Source organism: Streptomyces sp. NPDC039480 (assembly GCF_055597165.1).
In genome coordinates this window covers 300,741-326,679 of record NZ_JBVITX010000009.1, presented here as the reverse complement: position 1 = coordinate 326,679, position 25,939 = coordinate 300,741, and the positions used below count along the sequence as shown (strand labels likewise).

Annotated in this window: 30 protein-coding genes; 25 read left to right on the top strand and 5 right to left on the bottom strand. The window is 66.5% G+C overall.

Annotation, left to right across the window (positions count from 1 at the left end):
• Window positions 1–67: 67 nt before the first annotated feature.
• Window positions 68–508 carry a pyridoxamine 5'-phosphate oxidase family protein gene (locus ACZ56E_RS27735; protein ID WP_471218265.1) on the bottom strand — a complete coding sequence of 147 codons (441 nt, stop codon included), beginning with the start codon at window positions 506–508 and terminating at the stop codon, window positions 68–70.
• 673 nt (window positions 509–1,181) lie between these two features.
• Between ACZ56E_RS27735 and ACZ56E_RS27730 the strand changes: the two genes are divergently transcribed.
• From ACZ56E_RS27730 to ACZ56E_RS27720, 3 genes are read left to right on the top strand one after another with little or no spacing between them, the layout of a single operon-like run.
• Window positions 1,182–1,757: a hypothetical protein gene (locus tag ACZ56E_RS27730; protein ID WP_471218264.1), complete on the top strand. Its 576-nt coding sequence runs from the start codon at window positions 1,182–1,184 to the stop codon at window positions 1,755–1,757.
• A gap of 3 nt (window positions 1,758–1,760) precedes the next feature.
• Window positions 1,761–2,906, top strand: a complete 1,146-nt coding sequence (locus tag ACZ56E_RS27725) for an MAB_1171c family putative transporter (RefSeq protein WP_471218263.1) — start codon at window positions 1,761–1,763, stop codon at window positions 2,904–2,906.
• Window positions 2,900–4,087 (top strand): amidohydrolase family protein, encoded by a 1,188-nt coding sequence (locus ACZ56E_RS27720; RefSeq protein ID WP_471218261.1) that lies wholly within the window; start codon window positions 2,900–2,902, stop codon window positions 4,085–4,087. The genes ACZ56E_RS27725 and ACZ56E_RS27720 overlap by 7 nt, the downstream gene beginning before the upstream one ends.
• Window positions 4,088–4,142: 55 nt before the next feature.
• Here the strand turns inward: ACZ56E_RS27720 and ACZ56E_RS27715 are convergent, their stop codons facing one another.
• Window positions 4,143–5,009, bottom strand: a complete 867-nt coding sequence (locus ACZ56E_RS27715) for a helix-turn-helix transcriptional regulator (RefSeq protein ID WP_471218259.1) — start codon at window positions 5,007–5,009, stop codon at window positions 4,143–4,145.
• 377 nt (window positions 5,010–5,386) lie between these two features.
• Here ACZ56E_RS27715 and ACZ56E_RS27710 point away from each other — a divergent pair, with 377 nt between their 5' ends.
• The 22 genes from ACZ56E_RS27710 (at window position 5,387) to ACZ56E_RS27605 (ending at window position 22,792) form a co-directional block, all read left to right on the top strand.
• Window positions 5,387–5,704: a transcriptional regulator gene (locus tag ACZ56E_RS27710; RefSeq protein ID WP_471218258.1), complete on the top strand. Its 318-nt coding sequence runs from the start codon at window positions 5,387–5,389 to the stop codon at window positions 5,702–5,704.
• Window positions 5,704–6,090 (top strand): hypothetical protein, encoded by a 387-nt coding sequence (locus tag ACZ56E_RS27705; RefSeq protein WP_471218397.1) that lies wholly within the window; start codon window positions 5,704–5,706, stop codon window positions 6,088–6,090. The genes ACZ56E_RS27710 and ACZ56E_RS27705 overlap by 1 nt, the downstream gene beginning before the upstream one ends.
• 59 nt (window positions 6,091–6,149) lie before the next feature.
• Window positions 6,150–6,737 (top strand): WhiB family transcriptional regulator, encoded by a 588-nt coding sequence (locus ACZ56E_RS27700; protein WP_471218257.1) that lies wholly within the window; start codon window positions 6,150–6,152, stop codon window positions 6,735–6,737.
• 64 nt (window positions 6,738–6,801) lie between these two features.
• Window positions 6,802–7,161 (top strand): hypothetical protein, encoded by a 360-nt coding sequence (locus tag ACZ56E_RS27695; RefSeq protein ID WP_471218255.1) that lies wholly within the window; start codon window positions 6,802–6,804, stop codon window positions 7,159–7,161.
• Window positions 7,161–8,021, top strand: a complete 861-nt coding sequence (locus ACZ56E_RS27690) for a hypothetical protein (RefSeq protein ID WP_471218253.1) — start codon at window positions 7,161–7,163, stop codon at window positions 8,019–8,021. The genes ACZ56E_RS27695 and ACZ56E_RS27690 overlap by 1 nt, the downstream gene beginning before the upstream one ends.
• 2 nt (window positions 8,022–8,023) lie before the next feature.
• Window positions 8,024–8,749, top strand: a complete 726-nt coding sequence (locus ACZ56E_RS27685; protein ID WP_471218251.1) for an ATP-binding protein — start codon at window positions 8,024–8,026, stop codon at window positions 8,747–8,749.
• A complete protein-coding gene (locus ACZ56E_RS27680) occupies window positions 8,749–9,105 on the top strand; it encodes a DUF4326 domain-containing protein (protein ID WP_471218250.1) in 357 nt (118 codons plus the stop codon). Before ACZ56E_RS27685 ends, ACZ56E_RS27680 begins: the two co-directional genes overlap by 1 nt.
• Window positions 9,102–9,521 (top strand): DUF6195 family protein, encoded by a 420-nt coding sequence (locus tag ACZ56E_RS27675; RefSeq protein WP_471218248.1) that lies wholly within the window; start codon window positions 9,102–9,104, stop codon window positions 9,519–9,521. The genes ACZ56E_RS27680 and ACZ56E_RS27675 overlap by 4 nt, the downstream gene beginning before the upstream one ends.
• Window positions 9,521–10,636 carry a DUF2637 domain-containing protein gene (locus ACZ56E_RS27670; protein WP_471218246.1) on the top strand — a complete coding sequence of 372 codons (1,116 nt, stop codon included), beginning with the start codon at window positions 9,521–9,523 and terminating at the stop codon, window positions 10,634–10,636. The genes ACZ56E_RS27675 and ACZ56E_RS27670 overlap by 1 nt, the downstream gene beginning before the upstream one ends.
• Window positions 10,637–10,687: 51 nt before the next feature.
• On the top strand, window positions 10,688–11,269 hold the full coding sequence (locus ACZ56E_RS27665; protein ID WP_471218244.1) for a hypothetical protein: 582 nt from the start codon (window positions 10,688–10,690) through the stop codon (window positions 11,267–11,269).
• Window positions 11,270–11,845: 576 nt separating this feature from the next.
• Window positions 11,846–12,226: a hypothetical protein gene (locus ACZ56E_RS27660; RefSeq protein WP_469924229.1), complete on the top strand. Its 381-nt coding sequence runs from the start codon at window positions 11,846–11,848 to the stop codon at window positions 12,224–12,226.
• A 35-nt stretch (window positions 12,227–12,261) separates the two neighbouring features.
• Window positions 12,262–12,864 (top strand): hypothetical protein, encoded by a 603-nt coding sequence (locus tag ACZ56E_RS27655; RefSeq protein WP_471218242.1) that lies wholly within the window; start codon window positions 12,262–12,264, stop codon window positions 12,862–12,864.
• A gap of 10 nt (window positions 12,865–12,874) precedes the next feature.
• Complete coding sequence (locus ACZ56E_RS27650) at window positions 12,875–13,852, top strand: bifunctional lytic transglycosylase/C40 family peptidase (protein ID WP_471218240.1); 978 nt, start codon at window positions 12,875–12,877, stop codon at window positions 13,850–13,852.
• A 48-nt stretch (window positions 13,853–13,900) separates the two neighbouring features.
• Window positions 13,901–14,239: a hypothetical protein gene (locus ACZ56E_RS27645; RefSeq protein WP_469924232.1), complete on the top strand. Its 339-nt coding sequence runs from the start codon at window positions 13,901–13,903 to the stop codon at window positions 14,237–14,239.
• Between the two features lie 3 nt (window positions 14,240–14,242).
• Window positions 14,243–15,556, top strand: a complete 1,314-nt coding sequence (locus ACZ56E_RS27640; RefSeq protein ID WP_471218238.1) for a DUF8175 domain-containg protein — start codon at window positions 14,243–14,245, stop codon at window positions 15,554–15,556.
• Window positions 15,537–17,192, top strand: a complete 1,656-nt coding sequence (locus tag ACZ56E_RS27635; RefSeq protein WP_471218236.1) for a hypothetical protein — start codon at window positions 15,537–15,539, stop codon at window positions 17,190–17,192. Before ACZ56E_RS27640 ends, ACZ56E_RS27635 begins: the two co-directional genes overlap by 20 nt.
• Before the next feature lie 7 nt (window positions 17,193–17,199).
• Window positions 17,200–18,726, top strand: a complete 1,527-nt coding sequence (locus ACZ56E_RS27630) for an SCO6880 family protein (RefSeq protein WP_471218234.1) — start codon at window positions 17,200–17,202, stop codon at window positions 18,724–18,726.
• Complete coding sequence (locus ACZ56E_RS27625; protein ID WP_471218232.1) at window positions 18,723–20,159, top strand: ATP/GTP-binding protein; 1,437 nt, start codon at window positions 18,723–18,725, stop codon at window positions 20,157–20,159. Before ACZ56E_RS27630 ends, ACZ56E_RS27625 begins: the two co-directional genes overlap by 4 nt.
• A complete protein-coding gene (locus ACZ56E_RS27620; protein WP_471218230.1) occupies window positions 20,156–20,542 on the top strand; it encodes a DUF6238 family protein in 387 nt (128 codons plus the stop codon). The genes ACZ56E_RS27625 and ACZ56E_RS27620 overlap by 4 nt, the downstream gene beginning before the upstream one ends.
• Entirely contained in the window at window positions 20,542–20,805 is a 264-nt protein-coding gene (locus ACZ56E_RS27615) for a hypothetical protein (protein WP_471218228.1), read from the top strand. Before ACZ56E_RS27620 ends, ACZ56E_RS27615 begins: the two co-directional genes overlap by 1 nt.
• A gap of 146 nt (window positions 20,806–20,951) precedes the next feature.
• Window positions 20,952–22,286, top strand: a complete 1,335-nt coding sequence (locus ACZ56E_RS27610; RefSeq protein WP_469924239.1) for a type IV secretory system conjugative DNA transfer family protein — start codon at window positions 20,952–20,954, stop codon at window positions 22,284–22,286.
• A complete protein-coding gene (locus ACZ56E_RS27605) occupies window positions 22,283–22,792 on the top strand; it encodes a hypothetical protein (protein WP_471218226.1) in 510 nt (169 codons plus the stop codon). Before ACZ56E_RS27610 ends, ACZ56E_RS27605 begins: the two co-directional genes overlap by 4 nt.
• A gap of 545 nt (window positions 22,793–23,337) precedes the next feature.
• Here ACZ56E_RS27605 and ACZ56E_RS27600 read toward each other — a convergent pair.
• The 3 genes from ACZ56E_RS27600 to ACZ56E_RS27590 are packed head-to-tail and all read right to left on the bottom strand — an operon-like array spanning window position 23,338 to window position 25,736.
• Window positions 23,338–23,841, bottom strand: a complete 504-nt coding sequence (locus ACZ56E_RS27600; protein WP_471218224.1) for a gamma-glutamylcyclotransferase family protein — start codon at window positions 23,839–23,841, stop codon at window positions 23,338–23,340.
• Window positions 23,838–24,383: a GNAT family N-acetyltransferase gene (locus ACZ56E_RS27595; RefSeq protein ID WP_471218222.1), complete on the bottom strand. Its 546-nt coding sequence runs from the start codon at window positions 24,381–24,383 to the stop codon at window positions 23,838–23,840. The genes ACZ56E_RS27600 and ACZ56E_RS27595 overlap by 4 nt, the downstream gene beginning before the upstream one ends.
• Window positions 24,384–24,407: 24 nt before the next feature.
• Window positions 24,408–25,736 carry a hypothetical protein gene (locus ACZ56E_RS27590; protein ID WP_471218220.1) on the bottom strand — a complete coding sequence of 443 codons (1,329 nt, stop codon included), beginning with the start codon at window positions 25,734–25,736 and terminating at the stop codon, window positions 24,408–24,410.
• Between the last annotated feature and the right edge of the window lie 203 nt (window positions 25,737–25,939).

Here is a 25,939-nt window from a genome sequence, read left to right as displayed (position 1 = left end):
GCCCTACGGCGCATCGCCATAGAGGGGCGGAAAGGGAGCTATCTCCCCGTCCGTGTGCACGGTCGTTCTATGCCGCAGCGCTTGAGGCCGCCCGGCTGCGCGGAGCGAGGGTCTGCCCCATCGCCCTCTCGATCGAGATCCGGATGACCACCCGCTCTGGATCGGGTGCCGGCGTGCGCCCGTATCGCTCTCCGTAACGGGCGACGGCGTCCTCGACTGCTGCGGCGTCCGTGCAGACTTCGGCCACTCCTTCGAGAGTTGCCCACCGGCCGCCGTCCACTTGGCACACCGCAACTCGGGCCGCACTACCGCCTGCAAGGACGTTAGCGACCTTCCGGCTAGATTTGCGAGTGATAACTCGCGCCACCCCAGCGGCGGCATCAACCGTCACGCCGACGGGCACAACGTGCGGGCGGCCATCGGGACGCAGAGTGGTCAATGTGCACAGATGGTACTCGCTCCAAAACGCAAGGTAGTCATCCGGCTGGCTCAGTATCGCGTTCGGCATGCCTGAAAGCGTAAAGGCGCCGCTTGTCCGAACTGCCCCAGAGTGACCATGGCCACACCCGCCCTGAGCAGCCGATTAGCCCTTTTCGATGCCCTATGTCGCAAGTCCCTCGACGGGAAAAGTCTCGGATTGATAACGGACTTGCCCTCGCATTCTCGACCTTGAAGCGTCCACGCCAGAACCGAAAATGCCAGCTCAAACCGCATGCCGAAGAAGAGGCCCGGCCGATTTGGCGCGTTTTGCCGGATCGGGGCTACCTGCTAGCTACACGGATCGGCCCTACTTTTTAGGCCACGTCTTGTCTGAGCTGTCACGTACTGTCCAAAGAGGTTCCCGGAGGTTCCGTTCAGGCAGCTCTCCGGGGGCTTCTTGGTGCGTTCGCGTAAGTGACATCCGAGTGGGCGAGTCGATGTGCAGACCAGGCATCCGAGCCTGCTTGACGGCTTGGTGGAGCACTCAGAGATGTTCGACTGCGGTCGTTTCCGGCACCGGGAACTGGACGCCATCGACACGGGCGCGATGCCGCCCGGGCTCGGGGGAGCAATCACTGCCGGTTGAAGGGGATTACTTAATGTGGTCAGAAGGTCGAGACGCGGCGGAGTCGAGGGTGCCTGCGCAGGGCGGGGCCAATCGTGGTCGCCTTGGGCGCTGGCGCACGGCCGCGAATCGGACCGTGGAGGGGGATCTGCACCGCCTGATTCGGCGTGAGCTGCAAGCCCTCGGGGTTACTCCCCCGCTCGACGTCGAAAAGCTCTGTCAGGCGCTCAGTCGACGGCGCGGGCGCCCCCTGTACCTCCGAGAGGCACCGCTGAAGAAGCCCGGGCCCTCGGGCGTCTGGGCTGAGTACGAGGACTACGACGTGATCCTCTACCAGCGGGAAACGACGCGGCTGCATCAAGAGCACATCATCCTGCATGAGGTGGGTCATATCCTCGTAGCGGAGCATGAAGAAGCTTCGGCGAAACCCGCAGGGGCGACGACGGCCGCCGCACCGATGGACGACGCCGACGCGGGGGCAGCGGTCTCTGTTGAGGGTTGGGCCACTCTGTTGCCGGTGTTCGAGCCCGAGGCGATCAAGCGCGTTGCCCATCGGTGCTCGTACGACGACGACGAGGAGTGCTCCGTCGAACTGGTCGCCACCATCGTCCTGGAATGGTCATCCCTGCTGGACGACGCCACCCCGCTCTCGGACGACCCGTCCCTTCGCCGTGTGGAAGCAGCTCTCAGTGACCGGCGAGGATGGCTGTAACCCGTGGAACTGCTACTCCTGGGGCTCGTCGCCGCCCTCGTCTGGAAGCTCTACCAGCTGAAGCGATCCCCCCATGACGCACCCCTGCGTTCTGTCACCCTCTGTCTGTTCTGCGCTGCGCTGTCGTACCCCGTAGCTATGCCCGGCGGCGCGTCCGGTGTCGACACGGTCGCCGGCCACGGGACGGCGAAGCTGATCCAGAACGTGCTGTTGCTTCTGACGGTCTACTTCCTCATGTGCTTCTACCTCTACTCCGCTGCGGACGAGATAGCGGGGCGTCGGCGAGCACGCAGGGAAGCCGTACTCGTCGGGGTCGTCGCGGTCGCGATCACCGTGGCCGCGGAGTCGGTACCGCACGAGGTCTTCGCGGGCAGTTTCAGTACGGCCGACATGACGATTCCGCAGATCGCCTTCTTCTACGGCGGCGCCGGGCTCTACCTCATGTACGCCCTGGGCATGACCTTTCGGTGGACTCGCCGCTACGCCCGCATGTCCCGACGCCCGCACTCCACCGGCCTCTGGATGACGGCGGTCGGCCTGGGGGCGATGGCCGTGGCCTGCGCCATCCGCGCCGTCATCGTCGCCGTTCGTTGGGCCAACGTGGACGTGCCCAACCCGGTCATGGCGGCCGTGGCCTTCCTCCTGGTGGCGTCCATCCTGCTGTTCGCGGCAGGCATCACGTACTCCGGAGCGCGAGCCCGGATCTCCTCCATACGGCTTTGGCTCCGGCATCGGCGTGATCACCGTCGCCTCGCCCCTCTGTGGGAGCTGCTGGCGGAGGCGTACCCCAAGAATGTGTTGAAGCCAGCGTCCCCGGCTGCGCTGGACCGATGGCGGGCCAGAGGCGTGCACAGGCGCTACCACCGCCGCATCGTGGAGATCCGTGACGGTCTGGTGGACATCAGCCCCCACCTGCTCGATGAGGACGAGGACAACGCGGTCCTCAGCATGGACCCCGCCGAGCTTGCTGCCCTGCTTCGCCGAGCCTCGGCGCGGATCGGGGAGGGCGTACCTGCACCGCGTCGCCCGTTCCCCCTCGCCATGGCTCTGGGCAGCGACCGGCAGTCGGATGTGAAACAACTGATTGCGGTGTCTGACGCTCTGCGTGATGCCGCAGGACCCGTACTGGTCAAGGAGACAAGATGTTGATCACCGGAGGACGAGTTCTTGTCGGCTCAGGGACCTACCTGGAAGACGGGGCAGTTCTCATCGAGGGCGACTCGATCACTGCTGTCGGACCGCGCGAACAGATCGTGGAGCGGGCCGGCTCCGACGTTCCCCACTTCGCATTCGACGGAACTGTTCTGCCGGGGCTGATCGACGCGCATGTCCACCTCGCCTTCGACGGCGGCCCTGATCCGGTTTCCACGCTCCAGGGCTCGACAGATGAGGTCCTGTTCGAGGACATGCGCCGTCGTGCGGAACAGCTCCTGCGCAGTGGCGTCACCACGGCCCGCGACCTCGGTGACCGGAGTGGTCTGGCGCTTCGTCTGGCTGCCGAGATCAACGATCGTCGTACGCCGGGGCCAAGGATCGTGTCCGCGGGCACACCCGCGACCACCGTGGGCGGGCATTGCTATTTCCTCGGCGGAGAGGTCTCGGGTGAAGCCGAGATCCGTGACCTCGTCCGTCGCAACCTCGCAGCGGGGGCCGGGGTCATCAAGGCCATGGTCACCGGCGGCGGCCTGACGAAGGACGGCCCCAAGAGCCACCAGTCCCAGTTCACCGCAGAGGAACTGGCCGCCCTGGTGGACGAAGCCCACAAGGCAGGTGTCCCCGTCGCGGCCCACGCGCACGGTGCCGACGGCATTACCGCGGCCGTGGAGGCCGGCGTGGACACGATCGAGCACTGCACGTGGATGACGAGTGGTGGCCTCGACTTCCGGCCGGACGTGGTGCAGCAGATCATCGACCGGGGTATCACAGTCTGCCCGGCGGTCAGCCCTCACTGGCAGATGCTCCCGCGCTTCTTCGGTGAGGAGCGCGCCGCCGCGATGTTCGATCTGGTGCGGCGGATGGCAGACGCTGGCGTACGCCTGGTGGCCGGAACGGACGCTGGAGTGCAGCGGGCGGGCTTTGACGGCCTGGTCCCGGCCCTGACGTTCTACTCCCACCTGGGCCTGGCGAGTACTTCGATCATCGACATGGCGACGTCAGAAGCAGCCACGGCCTTGGGTCTGGGCTCCACGACGGGGCGAATCGCTCCCGGCTACCGCGCGGACCTCCTCCTCGTCGACGGAGACCCGCTTTCGGACCTCGGTGCCCTGAAGGACGTCCGGGCTGTATTCGCCTCCGGCCTGCGCCACGAGCCCAACACAGCCGCAGAGTAAAAGTAGCTGTTCAGTGCCCTGTTCCGGCGACTCCTTGAGTCCCGGGGACGGGGCACTACTCGTTGGCGTCGGGGTCGGCCTTCTTCTCGAACTCGGTCGCGAGATCGTTCAAGATCGAGAGGACGTCGTCCGGCAGGCCCTCCGCGCCAAGGCCGCGGGCCCTGACTCGGCCCACCTTCCCGCTCTTGGCAGCCGACATAAGGCGCAGTCCTTCGTACACCTGGCGGGCGACAGCGTCGTCCGGCTCGAAGTACAGGCGCGTGACGCCAAAGAACTGGGCGAGACCTTCTAGAACGACCGGGGCAGGAGCTTCGGCTTCGTCGGTTCCTGTTCGAAGGGCCTCGACCCTCTCGGCCGTGGTGACCTGCGAACCCGCGTAGGTGTTCACGGCCTTCGCGATCTCCTCGTCTCCAGGCGCCGCCCCCGACGGGTACGAACGCTCCAGGAGAAGGGTGATCTTTTCAGCGAGCGTTCGGGGCGGCGTCTGGACCACCGCAGCGGCGGCAGCCTCGCCCTCCGCCTCTTCGCCCCGAGCCTTGGCCATTGACCGCTCCTGCGCTCGCTTCACCTCGTCCACGGTGACGCGATACGCCTTCGCCAGGTCAGGGAGGTACCTGTCCTTGAGGCGCCGGACGCCATTCTCCGCGCCGGCCACTGGGCCGTCGCTCTTGGTGCCGATGACTGCTGCCATCTCGTACCGGTAGAGGCCGGCGTCGCACCGCAAGTCGGTGAGGTCGGGCAAACCGTCGCGCGGGAACAACTCGTCCAACGGCTTCTTGAGCACTCCAGCCAAGGCGGGCAACTTCTCCTGGTCCGGGACGCTTGCGCCCAGCTCCCACCCCGCCACCGTCGAGTCCGCAGCCCCGAGCGCAGATGCCACATCGGACTGGGAGATCTCGGCGGCTCGACGTACCGCGCGCACACGGGCTCTATCGAAGCGTCGGGCTGGCATCAGACCTCGTTTTTTGGGCGAACCGAAGAAACATCGGAGCGTTGACTTTTTATGGGAACCGCGATAGCTTCAGTTTAGCGAAAAACGAGGGCGTTCGCACCCCCTCTGCCTTCGCTCACCTGCCGTATCCGCCTGAGGACCGGCCTGGTGGAGAGGGGAAATCGCGCACGCCTCGTGCGCTTCCTTCCCCCTCAAAACGCCATCGGCGCCCGAGAGTTCGCACCTCCCGGACGCCAGACAGCTCGTGATCCGCTGCCCCCTACAGGGCCCGCAAGATCACCAACACAGCCACTCCGTGTCCTTTCGCACGGCACTGCGGAGCGGCGTACCACATAGAGGAGTGTCGCATGTCCCCCACTGCGGACTGCAACCCGAAGCCTGGGATCGCTTCGGGACCGGCTGAACGGCTGGCTGCGCAGCTGACGTCCATGCTGCCCCCCGAGGCCGCCGTCGTACATGTCCGTCTCCAGGGCCCCCGGACCCTGTGGCCCCACCTGGGGCTCACCGCCGTGAACGAGCGTGGACATGCACTTCGCGTACCCCGAGCCAAGGCGCTGACCATCGCGCGGTGGATCATCCGCTCGTTCCCGCAGGCCGGGTGGGCAGCCTCCGGCGGCCAGACGTTCGACCTGCGGACGGCTCAGCTGCGCGGGTTGGACGCGTGATGTCGGCCCTCGCACCGGCGAACGCAGGCCCGGCCGCCCTCGGACCCACCGAATTGCAGGGGCTCGCCGCCGTGATGAATCTGCTGGCTCAAGCAGGCGGAATCGATGCTCTGCTGGGCAACCGTCACTCGGAACCTGACGATAAGCGTCTCCACATCGGATATAGCGAAGCGGCCGAACGGCTGAATATTCCGGAAAAGTGGCTGCGCGAGCGGATTTCCAGGCTGCCCCATCGGAAGTTCGGCAAGTTCGTCCAGTTCGCAGAGGAAGACCTCCGCGCGATTTCGGACATGCATTTCGTGAACCCGGGCAGCGAAGCCGAAAAGGAAGGCGCTTCGGCGTTGACTTCGCTTCAGCCTTCCAAGCGTTCGCGCAAGCGTTTCTGACCTCCTCTTGCGTTCGAGCGTTTGAAAGCGCTTGGCGCCGTGAACATCGCGAGACACACATGAGCACTGCCATATACAGTCTCATCGAGGCTGCACGTCAAGGGGATTGGTCTCCTCTTATAGAAGAGTCGAGGAAGGCCCCCGGGAAGCACTGGGCAGAAGAAGCCAGGTGCTCGAACCAGGACATCAACATCTTCGTTCCGCCTGGGGATGGGCCTCGCGAAGATGCCGAGGCCGTGAAGAACAAGCTTGGCACGTCCCTCAACAGGCCACGCAATCTCTGCGCAGCGTGCCCATTGGCCGTGGCCGCTCGATGCCTGGTCGAATCACTCAAGGACGACGACGAGTTCGGTATACGGGCTGGTCTCCTGGCATCGGAGCGGTCCCCACTGCGCGCCGCGTGGCAGCAGCGCGCGAATGAAGAGGCCGTGCAGAGTGCCCTCCAGGGCTGTACCGCGGCTCTCAGCAAGGTCGAGCGGGAAGCCGTAATCGCTCGGTTCGCGACAGACCCGTCACTTGAGCCCTCGGCTGTGGCCCGGGGACTCGGTGTCACTCACGAGTACCTGCTTAAACTCGCGCGCCGCTACCGACAGAAGTCGAAGTCCCGGCCGGCTCCGCTGTCTGCTCACAGCGTTGACGCCGCCTGACGCGCCTCCGTGAGGAAACGATTCTTCTAGCAAGGCCGCCCTTGCAATTCCGGGAGTTCTCCCCATGCCTCAGAATGATCCCGCTGCTTCGCCGTGCCTGAATCTCGGCACTGCGATCCGCGAAATAGCGCCCACGGCCGTCCTCGTGCGCATTTATCCAGTCAGCCGCTCTGTTACCCACCTCTTTGAACCGGACTTTTACCGCATGCTCATTGACCGCCGAATCGAGGACCGAGTGGCACACATGATCCGGCGCACCTTCGGTGACGCTGCCGATTGGCGCCGCGCTCATGATTTCTACCTCCCAACTGAAACGTTGTACCTGACCCCCGAACCACTCCAGAACGGGTACGTCCCAGAAGACGATCGCTCCTTTGGCCTTGCCCAGATTCGTCGTATAGCGATAGTTGGCAGGGATCACTGATGAGCGACATAGCAACCGAACTCGTCTGGTCCCGTTCCAAGTCGCGCAGGGGCTCACGTCTCGTCATGCTCGCACTCGCCCGTAAGGCCGACGACGAGGGCAGGGCCACGCTGACCTTGGACGAGATATCCAGGCTTACCAAACTCACGGCTCGCTCTATAACGAAGTGCCTTGGGGAGCTGGCGACGCTCGGCGAACTGAGCCACCAGCGCGGAGGGGGAGCATCGAACCCCAACAGTTACTCAATACTCCTGTTCAACAAGGGTGCTGCACACCCCACTGATTCAGCGAAAGAACTTCCTACTCCGCTTCCCGAAGCGCCCGGAGAGGGAACAAGGTTCCAGGAAGTATCTTCCCAAAACTCTGCCTTGACGGCTGAAAGTGGGAAGTCTCTGCACGGCGACTTGGAAGTTTCTTCCTCACGTGCACGTGGTGGTAATACTCCCTACGGGAGTATTACCACCACCAAAGAGCAAGCTAGCTTGCCCGGGGCGAGTCGAGAGAACCGGTCTACCAACCAGGACTCGGTCAAGGTGCCGGAGGGCGCCAAAGCTCTGGTAACAGCCATATCGAACGCCGGAATGCTCGTCGGCTGGCGGCTGACCGATTCGGAATGGAATCGGGTAACAGCTCTCGCGGCTCGTTGGGGAAATGACCGGCTGGTCGACATGATCGCGCGCCGGTGGAACGCCGAACGACCGCCGAAGTCGGCCCGCTACCTACTCCGCATCTGGGCGGATCTCCCCTCGCATGCCCCCGTGGCGGCACCGCAGGGAAACGTCGTTCCCCTGCGGCGACAGCCCGGTACCTGGGTGCCATTTCAGCCCTCCGAGCCCAGCGCTTACCAGAACGGATTTTGATCATGGCAGAGCCGGAACGCGTGGGCAGCGCCAGGTCAATGCGCGCCATGGAACGAATACTCGCTGCTAAAGGAATCCAGGTCGTGGCCGATACCCCCGCCAACGAGTCACCGGAACAGAACCCGGGAGACCACGATTGGCACCGCCGTGCTCGGGCCGAATACGCGCTGAACCGCTGGCGGACCGCTACCCCTCCCCGTTTCAGCGACGCTGAAGCGACGATGCCGGAAGTCATCTCCTGGGCCGATCGCGCTCTCGCGAACAACGGCGCCGCTGGCGCTCTCCTCCTCACTGGCCTCACGGGGACGGGCAAAACCCACCAGGCTTACGGAGCCCTGCGGAGGATCGCGGCCGGCGGCCCGGACCGGTACGAGCTGATTGCCGTGAACTCGGCGGACATGTACGGCAACCTGCGCCCCTCACAGGTCATGGGCGCGGCGGAACGGGAGCTGCGGCGGCTCAGCGAAGTGCAGTACCTGCTGCTGGATGACCTCGGTACGGCGAAAACCTCGGAGTGGACCGAGGAGGTGACGTATCGGCTCATCAACTACAGGTACAACCACTGCCTCCCGACGATCATCACGTCCAACCTGCCTGCCAGGGATGAGAACGGGCCGGACCTGACCAACTTCGTCGGCGCTCGGGTGGCCAGTCGCCTGGCCGAAATGGTGACGAGCCTCGTCCCCATGATCGGTGCTGACCGGCGCCGGGGCGGGAGGGCAGCCTGATGCCCGTCCGACTTCGCGGAGCGTCCCAAGACGCCGCAGTGTTGTCCACAGCCTGTGCATACGTCGGGCCCCGTAGTCGCTATGCGAACCCGTTCAAGGTGGGTGACCGGGCTCCGTCCCTGATCGGCCCGCCGATGGACGCGGCGGAGGCCGTGGACCTCTTCGCCGCCACGCTTAGAGGCCCGGTGGGCCGCTGCTACGCCGCCCGGTACGCCCGAGCACTGCGCGGCCTCGACCTCATGTGCACGTGTCCTCTCGACGTGCCGTGCCACGCCGATGTTCTTCTTCGCCTCGCCAACGACTCCGGCGACGGCAACACGATCCGCACCCGCTATGCCCTGGAAGGCCCCCGATGAGTCACCCGATCATGTTCGCTGCGGCCAAGCGCCTCACGACCGCCGAAGAACGGCGCACGGCCGCTCGGGAGAATGCCTTCCGCACCTGGGGCCCGAGGTCCATCACGGCGGCGTCGAAGTACGCGCGCCGCCTCCTGGGCGACGAGGCGGTCACCCTCGACTGGGAGGTCCTGGGGCTCCTGTCCTTCGAAGAACACCTGCAAGCCCTCGCTTCGCTCGACACCGTGGGCGGCCAGCACCTGGAGCTGTACTACACCGACCAAGGTGGCACGGAGCGCATCGTGCTGCGGGTGTCGTGCGTGAGCTGCCCGAGTCAGCACGTGCACGAAGTGACGTCCCTGGAACAGCTCGGACATCTGCTATCCCAGACCCCGGCCTGGCAGTCCATCAACCCGCGTGACGGAGGCAACCTCTGATGTCTCACGCGCACATAACGTCGACGGTGGGCGAACGGCAGGGCGTCTACAACCTCCGCGGGATGACCGCCTGGGACCGCTCCGCGATCATCCTGCTCGGCGCGGCCGGCTTCGCGTTCTCCTACGACGCGCTGCGGCAGATCGCCATTGCGATCCACGCACGGGAGACCCTGAGCTACCTGTTCCCCGTGTTCATCGACGGGTTCATCGCGTACGGCGTCCGGGCGATCGTGCTCCTTCGCCACGAGCGCTTCAGCGCTCGTCTTTACGCCTGGGTTCTCTTCCTCGCGGCCACCGGAGCGAGTCTCGGCGCGAACGCCCTGCACGCCATTACGCTGAACCACGGTCCGCAGGCCGGACGGTCCGCACTGCACCTCACGGACAGCGTCGTCGGCGTGCTGTCGACTCTCGCACCGCTGGCACTGGCAGGCTCCGTACACCTCTACATCCTGATGGCGCGGACCGCCGAAATATCGGTCCGGGACGACACAGGCAGCGGTCCGGGACCGGTCCCCCGAGACCTCTCACCACTCGACAGCTCCGCTGCCCAACCGGAGCTCCGTCCGCTGGAAGCAACGGCGAGGGTGGCCACGCGAACCATCACAGCTCGTCCGTCCGCAGCGGACGACTCTGCCGACACCCGCGTAGACCTGCGGAAACACGAGGCCCCCCAGACCGCGGAGCCGCCTACGGACGAGCCAAGTAGCCATTCGTCCGCAGGTGCGGACGGCGCACGGACGGAGCCGGACCGGACGGACGGACCGCCTGCCACGGTCGCGGACCGCGGGGCGGCCACGACGAACCCGGCGACGGCCGAACCCTCCGCCCCGGCGACGGTCCGCCCCCCTGCGGACGGCGAAAAGTCCCCCGTCCGGGACGGCTCCGACATCCCGGACGACCGGGAGGCCGAGGACGAGTGGCTGGAGGACCTGTTGCCGATCGCACGGGCCGCTTCCGAGAAGGCCGGACGGATCAGTCGTGACGCCGTGAAAGCGGCCGTCCGCGCACACCAGCCGCTCGGCAACGACCGCATGGGCGTACTGCTGGCGCGGCTGAAGGAAGAGGAGGACGAGGCCGCGAAGACACCCGCCGCTGCCTCCAGCGCCCTCTGGTGATCTCATCTCATAGGCGCCCCACGGCCTTTGCGGTTTCTCGCCGTAGAGGCCGTGGACGGCTCGCTTGATCAGGAAGGAATGGCCATGTGGCGACGTCGACAAGGGACGGTTGAAGACGCGGTTCGATCCGACGCTGTGCAAGCAGCGTCCACGCTCGCGCTGCACCTCCAGAACGGTGGTGACTTGGCGCCGATGCGGGTGGACGACCTTCCCCTCGCGGACGGGGAAATCGCCCTTGCGGACGTGACATGCTCGGTCGCCCGCTTCTACGGAACCGACATCGTCGAGCCACGGCCGGCTGGCTACTTCGAGAATCACCCGGCCTTCGGCCGACGCTGGGTGCCCAACCGTCGGCTCGACGCCCGGCGGCTGCGTGAGGCTGAGGCGAGATCTGTGCCGCAGTGGCGCGATCACACGACAGCTCGGGTCGTGCTGACCTCCGCGGGAGTTCGACTCAAGCCGTTCGGGTCGCCTGCCTGGCTGCCGTTCGACCACGCCCTTCTGTCCGAGGTCACCACAGGGCTGCCTGAAGTCGTTCTCTCGTACACCGTGTGCGCGCCGCTGCTCCTCGCCGGGCCGCCCGCGCCATGGCTCGGCGTAGCGATCGCGCATCTGCGCGGCACCACCGCATAGAAACCAAGCCGCCGGAAATCCTCCCCACCCCGGAAGTCGGAACCTAATTCCTAGAATTAGGTTCCGACTTTTTTCTTGATTCGAGTTGTCCGCGAACCCCTGCAAGGATTCAGGCACGGCCAACGCCGCAAGGCACTCCTTGACCAATGGAGACCTATTTACCGGCCGCCCTTTAACCACGCGAGGGGTTGATGACCTTGATATGAGAGACAGCTTCAGTCGCGAACTCGGCTGTGTCAGAGCTGACCGCGACGCAAACGCGCTCGGAGATCAGTGCCGCTCGCACATCTCTAAGTTCCTCGGATAGGACCGCGAGGACCCCGGCCTTATCCTCCAATTCTCCGGCAGAAGCCGGTAATAGCCGCAGGAGTCCCCCCTCCTGCGAAGGGGTGTTGCGGTCCCTCCCCGCCCATACGGGACCGCAACACCCGCCCCCACGATCCCTTCTGCGGGGTCTGCCGAATCGTCGGCGCCACTGCCCTCTGTCCTCGTCAGGCGGAGTTTCCTGCTTTCACAGACGGACACGCACGGCAGTTTCGGCCACCCATCAAACCGATTTCCGCAAGGAGCATTTCCGTGCCTACCACCCGATTTTTGAAGCGCTCCATGCCCATCGCGGTCGGTGCTGCGCTCGCCGTCGCCGCCATGTCTGCCGCCCCGGCCTCCGCAAGCTCCGGGTGGTGGGCCTCCAAGGGCCACGGCGCTGAGGGCTTCTACAACCACGTCGACCGCTCGGTCACCGCATGTGACACCAAGACGGACGGCTACAAGGCGGCGGTGCAGATCCTCGCGAACGACGGCCGGGTGCTCCAAACCGTCACCGACAGCTACAACGACGGCCGTTGCTCCTGGAAGAGGCCGACTCTCTTCGATGGCACGCACAAGATCAGGGTCTGCGTGAAGAAGGGCAAGGCACGCCCCGTGAAGTGCGGCGCCGCCCACACATTCGCTGTCTGACCCTCCCCCCTCCTGCGCACGATTGTGGTTCCCGCATGTCCCGATCCAGCCGTTTCATACCTATATCCACCGCATTGGGGATAGCCAGCTCCCTGGCCGTCCTGTCGACCGGCTGTTCCAGCTCGACAGACCACCCGCCCAAGGCCGCGGCCACACAGCCGCGCTCCGTCTCGGCAGGCATAACAGACACGGCCTCGCCGAGCGCGGCAAGCCCCGCGCCGCCGCCAAGTGCCTCCATCCCGAAGGACATCGAACGCAAAGCGCGGGCCTTCACCACGGCCTACGCCGAGCACGACGCACGCGACGGCAAAGACAAGTCGTACGCCGACGCTGGCGCTCGGGCGGCCCGGCTCGCAGCAGGTGAACTGGTGGGCATTCTCGGCCAGAAGCGGCCGAGCCAGAACACCGCGTGGGCGGCGCTTCGTGCCGAAGAGGCACGGCAGTCGGTCAAGATCACCTCGGTAGTGGTCCCCGACGGCGCACCGGCCGTGACGAAGTCCTCCGCTCTCGTTCGCGTGGGCTACACCCTCACGACGACCCCGCAGTCCGGGCACGCGCGCCGCAGCAACGAACAGCTCGCCCTCCGCCTGGAGCACACCTCCGAGGGCTGGCGCGTCACCGCCCTGCCCTGGGCGTGACGGGGCAGCAATGAACAAGGGCACACAGGCCGGCCTGGGACTCATCACCGCTGCGCTCGTTTCGGGTACTGCCCTGCTGACCACGTTCGGCGGAGCGGATAGCGCCTCCGCACAGCAATCCGGCCCGGGCGGCGGCATCACGACGGACGCCCCCGTTCCTGGTTGGGTTCGCGGACTCATCAACAAGCACGCAGGTGAGTGCCCCCAGGTGACGGCTTCACTCCTGGCAGCTCAGCTCTACACCGAGAGCAACTTCAACTCCGACGCCAAGTCGCCTGTTGGCGCCCTCGGAATCGCACAATTCATGCCCGGGACCTGGGCTGATCACGGCGTGGACGGCGACGGAGACGGGGTCAAGGACATCCGCAACCCCGCCGATGCCATCGCTGCCCAAGCGAAGTACGACTGCACCCTTGCCAAAGAGGTCAAGAACGTGCCAGGCGACTCCACGGACAACATGCTCGCCGCGTACAACGCTGGCGGCGGCGCCGTGATCAAGTACGGAGGCGTCCCGCCGTACTCCGAAACGCGCGACTACGTGCGGAGCATCCGCAAATTGGCCGCGAAGTGGGCCAACGCAGTCCAGCCGGACGCTCCGGCCGGCAAGGGGGCTGCTCGCGCGATCTCCGCCGCGAAGACGGCCCTGGGGACTTGGTACCGATGGGGCGGCAGCTGCGTCATGCCGTACGAGGGTCTGGGCGGGTGCGACTGCTCGTCGCTCACCAAAATGGCCTGGGCCGCATCGGGCGTGAACCTCCCCAGGACCACCTACGACCAGGTGCACGCCGGTGCCGCCGTCAAAAGCGTTTCCCAACTACGCCCTGGCGACCTGCTGTTCAGCGTTCCCGGGAGCGCTGGCCCCGAGCACGTCGGCATGTACATCGGCGACGGCCAGGTCATCGACGCCCCGCACACAGGCGCACAGGTGCGGATCAAGCCGCTCAGCTACTGGAAGCCACAGATCATCGCGATGCGGCACGTCGGCTAATCGCCATAAACCACCTCATTCACCACTTAAACCGCTAAGGGACTGACCATGCACAACCTTCTGTCTGCCGCTGCCGATCCTTCCCTGCACACGACCCTCGCCGCCGGGGCCGATGTCGTCTCGGGCGTTAAGCCTGACTGGGGCCCCTTCTCGAAGCTCGGCGGCACGGCGAAGGTGATTCTTGGCGTCGTCGCGGCCGTCGTCCTCGTCGTCGGCAGTGGCGCCTTTTTGGCAGGCGTCGGGAAGTCCAAGGGCTGGTTCGGCGAAGGTCACAGCACGATGGACAGCTCGCGCGGCAAGGGCATGATGGTCGGCGGTCTGACGGCGGTCTTCCTCGTGGCGAGCTTCGGCACCATCTTCGCCATCACGTACGCCATGGGTGTGTGACCCATGGCATCCCGATTCCGGAGGAGGAACGATTCCTCCGCGACGGCGGCCGGAGCACGCAAGCCGTCGGCGAAACTCTGGGGCATCGCCGCCGGTGGGGCGGCGGTCGTCACCGCGGCCGGGGTGATCGTCAGCCTCGCCACGGGCAATCCGCCCGCCTCTGCCCCCGCCGCGTCAGCGCCCGCGCACTCAGCACCGCAGACGAGCGGAAAGGGCGTTCGTGAGGTGCATGGTGTCCCCGTGGGCTACCCGCACACGGAGGCCGGCGCCAAGGCGGCTGCGGCGAACTTCGTTACGGTAAGCGGCAGTTCCAAGTTCCTCATGGACAAGGAAACTCGACACCGCGCTGTGTCGGTCATGGCGGCCGAGGATGCTGCCGGTGCAGCGACGAAGAAGGCCGACCGCGCTGCGGCTCAAGCAGTCAGCGCGCTTCGGGGGGACAACCCGAAGACCTCGGCTAAGCGGGCCATCGCCCGTACTGGTGTCCTCTCGGCTCACGTCCTGGGCTTCGACGCTCACGGGGCGATGGTCCGGCTATGGACGACGACGGTCCGCGGCAGCACTGGCGGGCATGCGACTCCGAAGGCCGACTTCCAGTCGGTGACGGTCACGCTGACCTGGGAGTCGAACGACTGGAAAATTAAGGACAGTTCGAGCTCAACCGGCCTGGTGGCTCCGATCGACGCCAAGCAGGCGTCCAACGTCGCGAGCGACTTCTCCGACTACGTACCGACCGCTGCAGAAGACCCCGTCCTGAGCGGCGCGGCCGATCAAGATGGCTTCCCCGCGCCGTACGGACACGACGAGCACGGGGCCCGCGCCGCCGCTGTCAGCGCCACCATGCTTTACGGCGACCCTAGGTTCTTCACCGTTGAGGACTGGCGGCATCGGATGCTGAAGGCCACGGCAGCACCGAGCGTTCTGCACTCGGTCACCTCGGAGGCCGATTCGACGGCCCGCCTGGTCATGGAGAACCGCGGGGTCGGTACCGACGGCAAGACTGCCGATGGCACCGAACTGATCACGCGGACGGCAGCGCTCGCCACCCGCACGATCTCCTACTCCGAACAGGCCGCGAGCATCGAGGTATGGACCGCATCGGTGGGCGGGATGGCAGGAAAGGACGAGACACAGCGCCCGCAGGTCGCCTTCCTCCGGATGACCGTGGACCTCATCCGGGACGACGGCACTTGGAAGACCACCGCCGTCACGCCGTCCGAACCGCTCGTACCGTCACCGCCCGCTATGCAGGAGGCCGACCCGGCTGAGGGCTTCGCAGACGTGGGAGGTGCCAGCAATGCGCCTGCGACTGCGTGACGACGCCCCTGGCCTCCTGACCATCGAGCGGGGCACCCCGGGCCGCTGGCGGCGCCGCATCCAGACGGTAGCCATGATCAATGTGGTCATCGGGTTCCTCTTCATCCCGTCCGCGGTCGCCAACCCGTTCTGCCACATCCCGATGGTGTGCGAGGCCAAGGCAGCGATCGACTTCGTCAAGGACCCGCTGGGCTTCCTGCTTCAGAAGTTGACCGAGGCCAACCTTTGGTTCTTGCGCAAGATGCTGGAGCTGATCCAGAACACGACGAAGATCGACCTCACGTCGGCTGGCTTCCTGAAGCAGTACGCCATCATTTTCGCGGCCTCCAGCCTGCTCACCGTGGGCCTGTGGCTGATCGCCGTGGCCAAGCGGGCGGTCCGCGGGGTCGCCGTGACCACTGCGGTCTCCGAGGCGATCGGGTTCCTGCTCCTCCAGTTCGTAGTCAACGCGATGACGCCGGGCGCGATTGCGCTGCTCATGAAGGCCATTGACGAAGTCACCGCCATCTTTGAGCCCTACGCGACCTCGAACTTCAAGCCCTTCCTGGAGAACATCCTCAAGGTGATGGCAGCGAAGCCCTCGGAGGGCGTGGGGCAGCTGCTGGTCGTCAACCTGATCATGATGCTCGGCGCTCTGCTGATGTGGATCGAGCTGCTGATTCGCGGCGCGGCGATCTACGTGGCCGTCGCGCTCGGCCCCATCGTGAACGCCGGGCTGGTGGATCGAGATCTGTGGAACAAGAGCAAGAAGTGGTTCGGTGGCATCTTCGCGATCGGGCTGAGCAAACCCGTACTCTTCGCGCTGCTCGGCCTCGGCGGCGCAGTCCTCAGCGACTCCACGGGCAACATGTCTGACGCGGTCTCCAAGACGCTGATCGGTGCGTTGATCCTCCTCCTCGCTGTCTTCGCGAGCGCCACGCTGTACAAGTGGGTGCCCGCCTTCGGCGACGAGATGGCCCAGCTGCACCACGACCGGAAGACAGCCCAGTCCTCCGGCCCGGCCGCCGCGATCGACGGTCCCGGCCAGCATGCGAACCGTGCGATCAACTCTCACGTACAGGACTCCTTGGTAGGCGGCAGCGCGAAGTCCGCTGGCAGCAAGGCTGCGGGAGCCAAGATGGGCGGCGGGACGGCCGTGGCCGGGCCGGTCGCCGCAGGAGCTGTCGTGGCTAAGGCTGGCGTCGACGTGGCGAAGAACAAGGCCACAAGTTCCCCCGGTATGCAGGGGGCCGACGCTGCCAACGGTGGGTCCGAGCAGCCCCAGAGCCAGCAAGGCAGCCGCGACCACGCCAGTTCATCCGGTGCGCCGGCGGCTGCTCGCGCGGAGGGAGCGACCTCCGACCCGGTCGTCAGCTCCTCTCCCGACTGGTCGGCTGCCAGCAATCACGCAGCTTCCGGACGCCCACCGGGAACCAGCGGAGCCCCGAGTACGGCAAGGCCGCCCTCGCCACAGGCGCCCACTCCGTCGGCGCCCGCCCCGACGCCGCCGCCTCCCGCGCCGACGCCACCGCCTCCCTCCCCTTCTTCTGCATCAGGAACTACCTCGGGCTCCGGGCCCTCGGTCACGCCTCCGCCGCCGTCAAGGCCGTCGGGCGGGCAGGCACCCGGACGGCCGACCCCCAGCAAGGATCAGTGACTGACCCATGTCGACTCGTACGTATCAGTTCGGAAAGCACCGCCCCACGGGGCTGGTGGGCCGCCGCGACCTCGGCGAACAGGTCGTTCTCGGTGGCGGTGCGGCTACCGGCATCCTGTTCGGCTACCTCTTCAGCGGCGTGACGGCCGTCGCCGCGACGTGCCTCGTCGTGCCGGTCCTGCTCGCCCTCGCCATCGTGTACGCCCCGTACCGGCCGAAGGGCACGTCGCAGCGGCGCACGTTCTACCGCTGGTGGCGAATCAACCGTTACCGCCGCAAGGCGCTCCGCCGTACCGGCGGCGTGTGGGTGTCCCCGGCTTTCGAGTCTGGTGTCGGCCGCGACGGCACTCCGCCGGACTCGGCTCTGGCAGAGCCGGAAGGCGTCACAGGCATGACCTGGGTACCGGTCACCGTCCGCGGACAGAAGGCCGTCGTGGTCCTCCAGCCGGAGGCCCGCTGTGTCACGGCCACCCTGGAGATCGCCTCTCCGGGCCTGGGCGGCAAGGAAGTCGGGGAACAGGTCGTCGCCCTGGAGCGGTGGGGCGAACTCCTCGACGCCTTCGGCAACGTCGAGGAGCACCCGGTCAAGCGGATTCAGGTCCTGGCCCGGCAGATGAAGTCCGACCCCTACGCCCATCAGCGGTTCATCTCCCAGCGCGACGAGTCGGCGGCGACGGCCGACGCTCCGCAGTGGCTGAAGGATTCGTACGACGTACTGGCCAACGCCGTGTCGACCTCGGCGGAGGAGCACCGCTACTACATCACCATCCACGCGAATTTCACCCGCGACCTGGCGGCTGAAGGCGCGGCCCGTGGCACCGGTGACGAAGGGGTCGCCGCCGCGATGGCCGCGTACCTGGAAGAGCTGTGGTCCCGGGCGGAGGACGCCGACCTTTCGGTGATCGCGCCCCTGGATGAGGGCCGGATGACCGCGTTCATCCGCAACAGCTACGACCCCGACCATGCCATCTGGGACACCGACCTCCCGCAGGCGCACGCGTTCCCCCGCAACGTCGACGTCCGCAACGGGGCTCACGTCGCCACGCGCGCCGCAGGCTCCACCGACAGTTGGTTCCACGCGACGGCCGCCGTCGTCGGGTGGCCCACCACGCCCGTTGGGCCCGACTTCCTGTCGCCCTTGCTGATCGGGATGCCGGATGTAATCCGAACGATCTCGATCACCCAGCAGCTGGAGCCGAACGACAAGGCTGTGGAACGGATGCTCGCGGAAGACACGAACAACCAGGCCGAAATGCACCGGGACCGTCAGCGCGGCAAGAACATCGATCCCCGCGACCAGATTGCGGCGAGCGCCACCGGATCGCGGGGCATGGCACTGGCCTCGTCGGGCGCGGCAGGCTCCGCCGTCGTCGGCTACATCACCATCTCCTCACGCAGCGCCGAGGAGCTGGAGCGCACGAAGCGCACGACCGCTTCTCGTGCACGCAACGCCCATCTCCGGATCGAATGGCTCGACCTCGAACACGCGCGGGCCTTCGCGACGACCCTCCCGCTGGCCGGAGGCATCAAGTGACTGACCTGCTCGACCTCGCTCCGCTGTCCCCGATGCACGAAACGGCACGCCGCCCGCTCTATACGGAGACGACCACCAGCCAGGCCCTGTACCTGCCCATCGCACCGCCGACCCTCGGGACCGCGGGCGCGATCATCGGCCGGGAGCTGTATTCAGGGAAGGCGTTCATCTACTGCCCGTTCTCGGCGTTCGGTGACGGTCTGCCCGGCGGGAACATGATCGTGATGGGCGATACCGGTCGGGGGAAGTCGGCGCTCACCAAGACCTACACCGCGCGACAGATCCGTCTCGGCCGTCAGGTGGTGGTGCTCGACACCAAGGAGCAGAAGGAGCGGGAAGAAGGGGAGTGGGCGGCGCTCGGCCGCTCGCTGACCGGCAAGGCCCCGGTGAAGTTCGCCCCGGGCGGTGGTCGAGGTGCCTCGTGCATCAACCCGATGGACCCGGCCATCGCGGGCAAGCGGCAGATCGAGCTGGTACGGACGATTGTCGAACTCGGGCTCGGCAAGCCCTTGGACGAGTTCGCCGGCTCCGCTCTGCGCATCGCTATCCGCCGGGCTCACCAGCGGGCGGGCGCTCTCGGGCGCACGCCTGTCCTGGCGGATGTCGCCGCCGCGCTCCGCTCGCCGGAGGAGTCCGACGCCACGGCCAAGCAGCGGACGCAGGATGAACTCCTTGGTGACGGCCTGGAAGCGTCCTACGTGCTGGACCGTCTCTGCGGAAGCGAGGAGGACGCGACCGGCGACCTCACCGGCATGCTCGATGGTCCGACCAGCCTCGGCGTGGATCTCGACGCAGACATGATCGTCTTCGACCTGACGAAGGTCCCGTCCGGCGGCGTCGCCATGACGATCCTCGTCGCCGTCATCAGCGTCTTCCTGGAAGAGGTCTGGCTGCGCCCGCTGTGCGAGTGCGGGACGGAGCCGAGTCAGCACGAACGCGTTGTGGTCGATGCGAACTCTGGCGCCTGGGAGCTCGGGCCGAACCCGGAAGCGAGCTGCCGCCGCTACACCCAGCGCAAGCGCATCCTGGTCTGCGAGGAGGCTTGGCACATCCTCGGGACTCCCCAGCTTGCCAGCCTGCTGGAGAAGTTCCTGAAGTTCGCTCGTGGCTACGGGCTGAGCTGCATCTTCATCGTCCACCACCTGTCGGACATCGACGACAGCCCGGAGACGCAAGCGGCACTGAAGATGGCCGACACCATCGTCATCTACTCGCAGAAGAAATCCGAGGCAGAAGCCACAGTGTCCCGGCTGGGACTGCCGTCCTGGACAGCCGAGCACATCATGCGCCTGCGGCGCGGGATCGCGCTGTGGAAGGTCGGAGAGGTCATCTATCCCGGCGTCCAACACCTTCTGGTCGAAGCCGAGCAGCACCTGTGCTTCTCCTCCGGCTCCATGACCGACCTCACCAGCACCTCCCCGGACACCGAATGAGCAGCTACCGCCACCTCGCCACCGCCAACCCCTTCCACACAGATTCGGAGCGCGCCCCCTCCATGACCATCACCACCGACGAGACCACGCTCCGAGCCGACGAGCACGCGGTGCGACAGGACATTGACCAGTTGCACGCCGATACCCTCGAACTCGCCCGTCGCACGAAGGCACTGGCCACCGTGCTGGACCACGGCGACTACTCGGCCGCCGGTGGCCGCGTCCGTACAGCCGTCACCCACATCTGGCGAGCGGCGGAAGACCTCCACAGTGCCTTTCACACGGCTCCGCCGCGCTGTGCTGGGCCCGAGGCGTCGATGTCCCGGCTCTGTGGCCGGCGGATGCGCTACCTCGCGGCCCGGGTCGCGCGGAGGCCCGAGTAGTGGACCTCGTGCCAAGCGGGATCTCCCTGCCCCTGTACGCCTTCACCGGCCTGTGCGCGGTGGCCCTGGTCACCCTCTGGATTCTGTCGAACCGGGGCCGTCGTAACGCCGGGTTCGCCGCCAAGTCCCAGCTCAAGCGCCAGATGTCGGCCAAGGCGGTGCTGAAGGCCACGGAGATCCGTCCTTCCCTCACCGGCGGTGGAGACCAACCCGCCCGTAAATCAGCGGTACGCCTCGCGAAGGACCGCTCCGCCGGTTCCTGAAGCCCCTCGCCCACATCGTTCCGGAGCACGTCATGCGCCACCCCTTTAACCCTCACGACTTCGGCTACTCGCTGGGGACCTCGCAACGCCCGAAAGGCGTAGAGCTGTGGTCTCGTGCGGACAAGGCATGCCGGGTCATTGGCCCCATGGGCAGCGGGAAGACTCTGCGGTTCTTCGGCCCGACCATCCGCAACTGGGCCGGTCCAGTCCTCGCCACATCGACGAAGCCCGACCTGGTCGAACTGACCCTCGATGCTCGGCGGCGTGACGGCCGCCCGGTCTTGGTCTTCGACCCGCAGAACATCGCTCCCTCCCTCCCGAAGTTCCGTTGGACGCCGATTACCGGCGCTTCCGAAACGGAGGTCGCGATGATGAGGGCCAAAGCGTTCGTCGCCGGTTCTCGGACCCCCGGCTCCGCGGCACAGTCCAGCGAGGGCAGCGCCTTCTACAAGGGGCAGGCGTCCAAGATCCTCGCCGCGTTCTTCCACGCCGCCGCTCTCGACGGTGCAAACCTGGACTGGGTACTGAAGTGGGCCCGCAAGCTGACCGACCCCGCACCGCTCGGCATCCTCAACGCCCACCCCGGCGCCGGCCCCGGCTGGGCCGACATGCTCCGAACCGCCACCACAGGCGACAGCCGTACCGTCGGCAACACAGCCAGCACCCTCGATGCGGCCCTCGAACCCCTCATGCACCAGTCGGTGATCCGTGCTCTGCAAGGAGACGGAGAGGACCCGACGGACTTCCACGAGTTCCTTGAGGCAGAAGGCACCATCTACCTGCTCGGCAAAGATTCGGAAGTGAACAGCGTCGCCCCGCTGACCACGGCGATAGCCGAGGACCTGCTAGACCTCGCGGAGGCTCACGCGATCGCGTCCCCGGCGGGACGCCTCGACCCGACGCTCTTGGCCGCGCTGGATGAGGCACCGAACATCGCACCGATCCCCAGCCTTCGTCAACGCGTCGCTGACGGGCGGGGACGAGGCATCACGGTGATCTACGGCCTTCAGGGATGGGCGTCGGCCCGTGCCCGCTTCGGCGAGGACACCGCGAACGAGCTGGCCTCGTTCACCAACCACGTCGTGGTCTTCGGTGGAGCGAAGGACCCCGTCTTCCTCAAGGACATGTCGGACCTGTGCGGCCAGGTCGAACGGGAGCGCACCACGAAGACGACAACAGGGGGAGACCGCGGGGGCCACTCGACCGCCACACACATGGCTCTGGAACCGGTCCTGCGCGGGGATGAGATCAGGGCTCTCCCCGAAGGTCACGCCCTGGTGCTCGCGGACAACCTTCCGCCTGTCGTGACCCGCCTCGACGGCATGTGGACCTGGGACTCCTGGGCCGAGATCCAAGGTCACGTCCGCGACCTGCGAGCGGCCAACGAGACGGAGCGCTCACGGCAGACCGCAGCGAAGAAGAACCAGGCGAAGGCGCACGCCGCCGCGTGGGCCGGTCGCGAGGAGGCGGCTGCGGCATGACGAATCCCCTTGCCAACTTCGGCCCCTTCCCCGAACCGCCTGCTCTGATCTTGGAATACATCGCGGAGCGAAGCGCAGAGGAGTCCGTAGTCGATGGTCCCGCTCCTTGGGATCTCGGAGCTTTGCCCGCCGAGTTGATCGCGCCGATGCCCGCTTGGCTCGACTCCGTGTGCCGCTGGCTGAACTGGACGTATGCCTGGCAGCCGCAGGACGTCATCCCTCCCTGTTGGACGAAGCACGAGGGTCTGGGGTACGAGATCGCGGCCCTGGCCTTCGCCCGGACTGACGCGTACACAGACGCGGGGTCCACCGTCATCTGGCACGAGCAGTACGACCGGTTCCTCACCCGGATGAACAAGGCCCTGGGAAAGGCTGGCGACGAGTGCCGGGTCGGACGGCACGAAGACCGTCCGGCACGCTTCCAGCTCGCTGCCTGGCCCACTCCGGCGCAGGGAGATGCCGAAGAGGAAGAACCTGCCGGGCGAGTCGAGGAGATGGCCGGATGATGACGGGCCCCGACATGGTCTTCTCGACGGACCCTCGGCATGGACTGGTGGCACGCAGCGGCTGGGAGCAGGAGGAGGCCCGAACCGTGCTCCGCGATCTCGGCTGGGAATGGGAGGCAGACCTACATGCGCTCGTCCCACCGGATGACGTGCCGGAGGCCGATGCCGGTATTCAGGCAGTGGAGGAACTACACCTGCACGGGCACCGCACGGGGTATGCGGTGGGGCCTTACGGCACGATGCGGCTGACCCTGGCTCGTGCGGAGCAGGTGTTCACAAAGGTCACCGGGCAAGGCACTGCTGAGGCTCGGCCTGGCACAACCGATCAGAGTGATCAATCTGCCAGGCCGGAACCGCGGCGATCGGCATATGGCGACGTAGCAGTCTCAGAGGGGCCCGTTTCACGAGACACCCCCGAGCCGCCATCCCCCTAATGAGGGGCCGGTGAGCCGCTGATGACGCAAGCCCCAGCGTGAACCGCGGGGTTGACGCTCACCAGCGTTCGAGGAGCCTGTGGGCCCCTCGAACGCGGAGCGCGGCCTGACTCACTGGCCGGCTTCGGCGGCCAGTCTCGGCGCGATCCGTCCGCATCGAGCGGCGTACTCCTGGAGGTGACGGGCCTCAAACTGCTCGGCGTCCCAGTCCTCATGGCAGACTTCGCCGTCGGGCCAGACGTAGGCGAGCCCGCAGCCGCCGGAGGTCAGCGGTACCTCGCGGAGGTCGTACCGGTCATCCTCGAAGGCGTCGAGAATTGCTCGCTCCCTCTGGCTGAGGTCAGTGAGCAACACGCCGGGCGCCGCAGAGCCGGGAGCTGCTACGAGCCCGGGGTAGACGCGCCCCTCCAGGGCCGCTGCGCGCCACCCCGGCGCGCAGGCCGTCACGCGCTTCGGTATCCGGCCTATCAGAGCTTCGAGTACGGCATCGAACTGAAGAGTCCCGTACACGAACAGGGCCGTGGTGCCCTGCGAGAGGCGGTCCCGGCGAACGGAAGTCGCCGCGACCGGTATGGGCTGGGTGGTTGTCTGGTACATAGCCATTCCGGTCGTCACGAGCTGGGCAAGTACATGGCGTCGTAGGTCGGCGATTCAGGAGCGTGCTTAATCTCCCCCATCACCGTGTACCCCCATCGCAGGTAGGCATCGTGCGCCGGTTGGTTGTCGATGATGCAGGTAAGGGTCGTAGCGCTCTCCGCCCGCCCCGTAATGACCGTGTCGTGGATCTTCCGTCCGAGACCCTGGTTCTGGTAGTCGGGGAGAACCATCAGCTCCCGGAGCCAGAAGACCTGCCCGGCGTCGGCTAGGACCTGGAGCTGTGCCGGCCTCCGGTCGCCGAGGGATGTCCACCAGGGTTTATCGGTGGGCAGGGTGGCGCCGTGCACGAAGCCGATGATCTGACCGTCCCTGCTCGCGGTCACCGTCTCGAAGCCCTCGTTGGCGAACGCGGCCTCCAGGCGCTCGCGGAAAGAAGCGACGGAGAAGAACGGGTCGCCGATGTATGGGGGTGTGTCGTACACCTGGGCGTACACCTCGATCAGCTCATCAGTGATGGCCTTGACCGACGTCCCGTCGTACCGCTGGTACTCCGCATCCACTGGTTGCATCTCTCCTTTGCTGCATCACGCGACGACCGCGCGGATCTCTTCAAGCAGGTCCCCCACCCCGCGGGCACGGCGATGAGGAGCCAGTCCATCGTGGACGATCTTCAACTGCTGGACTGTCCGAGCGGAAGACATGCCCGCGGTCCGGATCAGCCCGATGGCCTTCCTCGTGGCATCAAGACTGTGGTCGATGTCGCCTGCCCCGATGGCAGCGGTCGCGAGTCGGCCGAGGCACATGCCCCTGTTTCGCGAGTGCGCCACGTCTTGGAGCTGTTCGGACTGCGCCAAGAGCTTTTGAGCGCGAGCAGTCTGGCCGAGGTCAAGACGGCACATTCCTTCCAGGCACACCAATTCGGCCTGGTTGAGGAAGGTGGTCCAATCGGGGTCGCGCTCGTCCGTCCCGCGCTCCCACGTCATCCAGGCCCTCTTGATCGCGGACTCGCAGTTGAAGGCGTCGCCTACTCGGGCGTGCCCCTGTGCCTCACGGATCGCCAGAAGCGCCGTGACCCGCGTTGGCGCACTCCACATGTCCGCATGCGTCTGCGCGAGCCGAGCAAAGCGGACCGCTTCCCGGCCCTTGTTCAGGTCTACGGCTTGACGGGCCATGTTGCTCAGGGTCCGGCTGGATAGCTCATCGTCTCCCGTCAGCATCGCGGCATTCAGGGCCTCGGAGAAGTACTGCCGCGCTTCAGTGTGGAAGCCGGCGTCGTAGCTGAACCAGCCAAGGCTGGTGGTGAACTTGCCCGCGAGCGCGTGCAGTTGCTGGCCGAGAGGTTCGTCGTAGATACCTCGGTCGATCATGTGGTGTACCCAGAGCAGGTGAGCCCGCGTCGGACGCCAGAGGCGATTGCCGCCGAACTGCTGGTCCTGCGCGTCCATGTCGTCCGCGGCTTCTCGCAACAGGTCGACTTCGTCCTCGGCGATCTTCCAGTCCGTGGAGCTGGCGGCGTCGGTCGTCGTCTGGGCCAGCCACGGCGGCGGGTCTTGGGCGCCCGCGGCGAGGAACGCACCCTCGGCGGTTACATGTCCGACGAGCGGGGCCGACGTCACGGTGGGTGCAGGGGAAGCGTCGGGAGGCCCTTCTCCGCGCCTTGAGCGGGTCAGCCCAAGCTCCTCGACTGGACGCTGGAAGTACAGCCCCAGGACTAACCGCGTGTCCGGGTGTGGGTACGGACGCGGCCTTGTCTCGCTCTCCCACTTCGACATCTGGCGAACGGTGAAGGTGGGGCGTTTGGAGACCCGCCCTTCGGCAGCGAGCCGTTCCGCCAAGGCGTTGAGGTCGTCCACCGCCTCCGTCTGGGTCCGGTTGCGGCTCTCGCGTAACGCTTTCATCGGGCTGCGGCTCACCGGATACCCCCTTACTGGCTGGTGTCAGCTCACCGTAGCGGTCACCCGGCGGGACGCGTGAGCTGTCGTCAGCAAAAGGGCTGGTGAGGGGAAAGAGGCGTTCAAAAGGGCGGGGGAAAGGGCGGGTAAGGGGCGGCCAAGGTTCCGGCGAAAAGACCTGTTCACTGTCTCGCTCGCCCGGTGCACTAGGTGACGACGGACGC

What these genes read in the sequence shown, in the direction of transcription:
- ACZ56E_RS27620 (WP_471218230.1), top strand. Translation starts at nt 20,156, where the DNA reads ATGAGCAGCTACCGCCACCTCGCCACCGCCAACCCCTTCCACACAGAT.
- ACZ56E_RS27645 (WP_469924232.1), top strand. Translation starts at nt 13,901, where the DNA reads ATGCACAACCTTCTGTCTGCCGCTGCCGATCCTTCCCTGCACACGACC.
- ACZ56E_RS27635 (WP_471218236.1), top strand. Translation starts at nt 15,537, where the DNA reads ATGCGCCTGCGACTGCGTGACGACGCCCCTGGCCTCCTGACCATCGAG.
- ACZ56E_RS27630 (WP_471218234.1), top strand. Translation starts at nt 17,200, where the DNA reads ATGTCGACTCGTACGTATCAGTTCGGAAAGCACCGCCCCACGGGGCTG.
- ACZ56E_RS27675 (WP_471218248.1), top strand. Translation starts at nt 9,102, where the DNA reads ATGAGTCACCCGATCATGTTCGCTGCGGCCAAGCGCCTCACGACCGCC.
- ACZ56E_RS27680 (WP_471218250.1), top strand. Translation starts at nt 8,749, where the DNA reads ATGCCCGTCCGACTTCGCGGAGCGTCCCAAGACGCCGCAGTGTTGTCC.
- ACZ56E_RS27610 (WP_469924239.1), top strand. Translation starts at nt 20,952, where the DNA reads ATGGGCAGCGGGAAGACTCTGCGGTTCTTCGGCCCGACCATCCGCAAC.
- ACZ56E_RS27690 (WP_471218253.1), top strand. Translation starts at nt 7,161, where the DNA reads ATGAGCGACATAGCAACCGAACTCGTCTGGTCCCGTTCCAAGTCGCGC.
- ACZ56E_RS27710 (WP_471218258.1), top strand. Translation starts at nt 5,387, where the DNA reads ATGTCCCCCACTGCGGACTGCAACCCGAAGCCTGGGATCGCTTCGGGA.
- ACZ56E_RS27685 (WP_471218251.1), top strand. Translation starts at nt 8,024, where the DNA reads ATGGCAGAGCCGGAACGCGTGGGCAGCGCCAGGTCAATGCGCGCCATG.
- ACZ56E_RS27705 (WP_471218397.1), top strand. Translation starts at nt 5,704, where the DNA reads ATGTCGGCCCTCGCACCGGCGAACGCAGGCCCGGCCGCCCTCGGACCC.
- ACZ56E_RS27720 (WP_471218261.1), top strand. Translation starts at nt 2,900, where the DNA reads ATGTTGATCACCGGAGGACGAGTTCTTGTCGGCTCAGGGACCTACCTG.
- ACZ56E_RS27640 (WP_471218238.1), top strand. Translation starts at nt 14,243, where the DNA reads ATGGCATCCCGATTCCGGAGGAGGAACGATTCCTCCGCGACGGCGGCC.
- ACZ56E_RS27695 (WP_471218255.1), top strand. Translation starts at nt 6,802, where the DNA reads ATGCCTCAGAATGATCCCGCTGCTTCGCCGTGCCTGAATCTCGGCACT.
- ACZ56E_RS27735 (WP_471218265.1), bottom strand. Translation starts at nt 508, where the DNA reads ATGCCGAACGCGATACTGAGCCAGCCGGATGACTACCTTGCGTTTTGG.
- ACZ56E_RS27670 (WP_471218246.1), top strand. Translation starts at nt 9,521, where the DNA reads ATGTCTCACGCGCACATAACGTCGACGGTGGGCGAACGGCAGGGCGTC.
- ACZ56E_RS27655 (WP_471218242.1), top strand. Translation starts at nt 12,262, where the DNA reads ATGTCCCGATCCAGCCGTTTCATACCTATATCCACCGCATTGGGGATA.
- ACZ56E_RS27605 (WP_471218226.1), top strand. Translation starts at nt 22,283, where the DNA reads ATGACGAATCCCCTTGCCAACTTCGGCCCCTTCCCCGAACCGCCTGCT.
- ACZ56E_RS27700 (WP_471218257.1), top strand. Translation starts at nt 6,150, where the DNA reads ATGAGCACTGCCATATACAGTCTCATCGAGGCTGCACGTCAAGGGGAT.
- ACZ56E_RS27650 (WP_471218240.1), top strand. Translation starts at nt 12,875, where the DNA reads ATGAACAAGGGCACACAGGCCGGCCTGGGACTCATCACCGCTGCGCTC.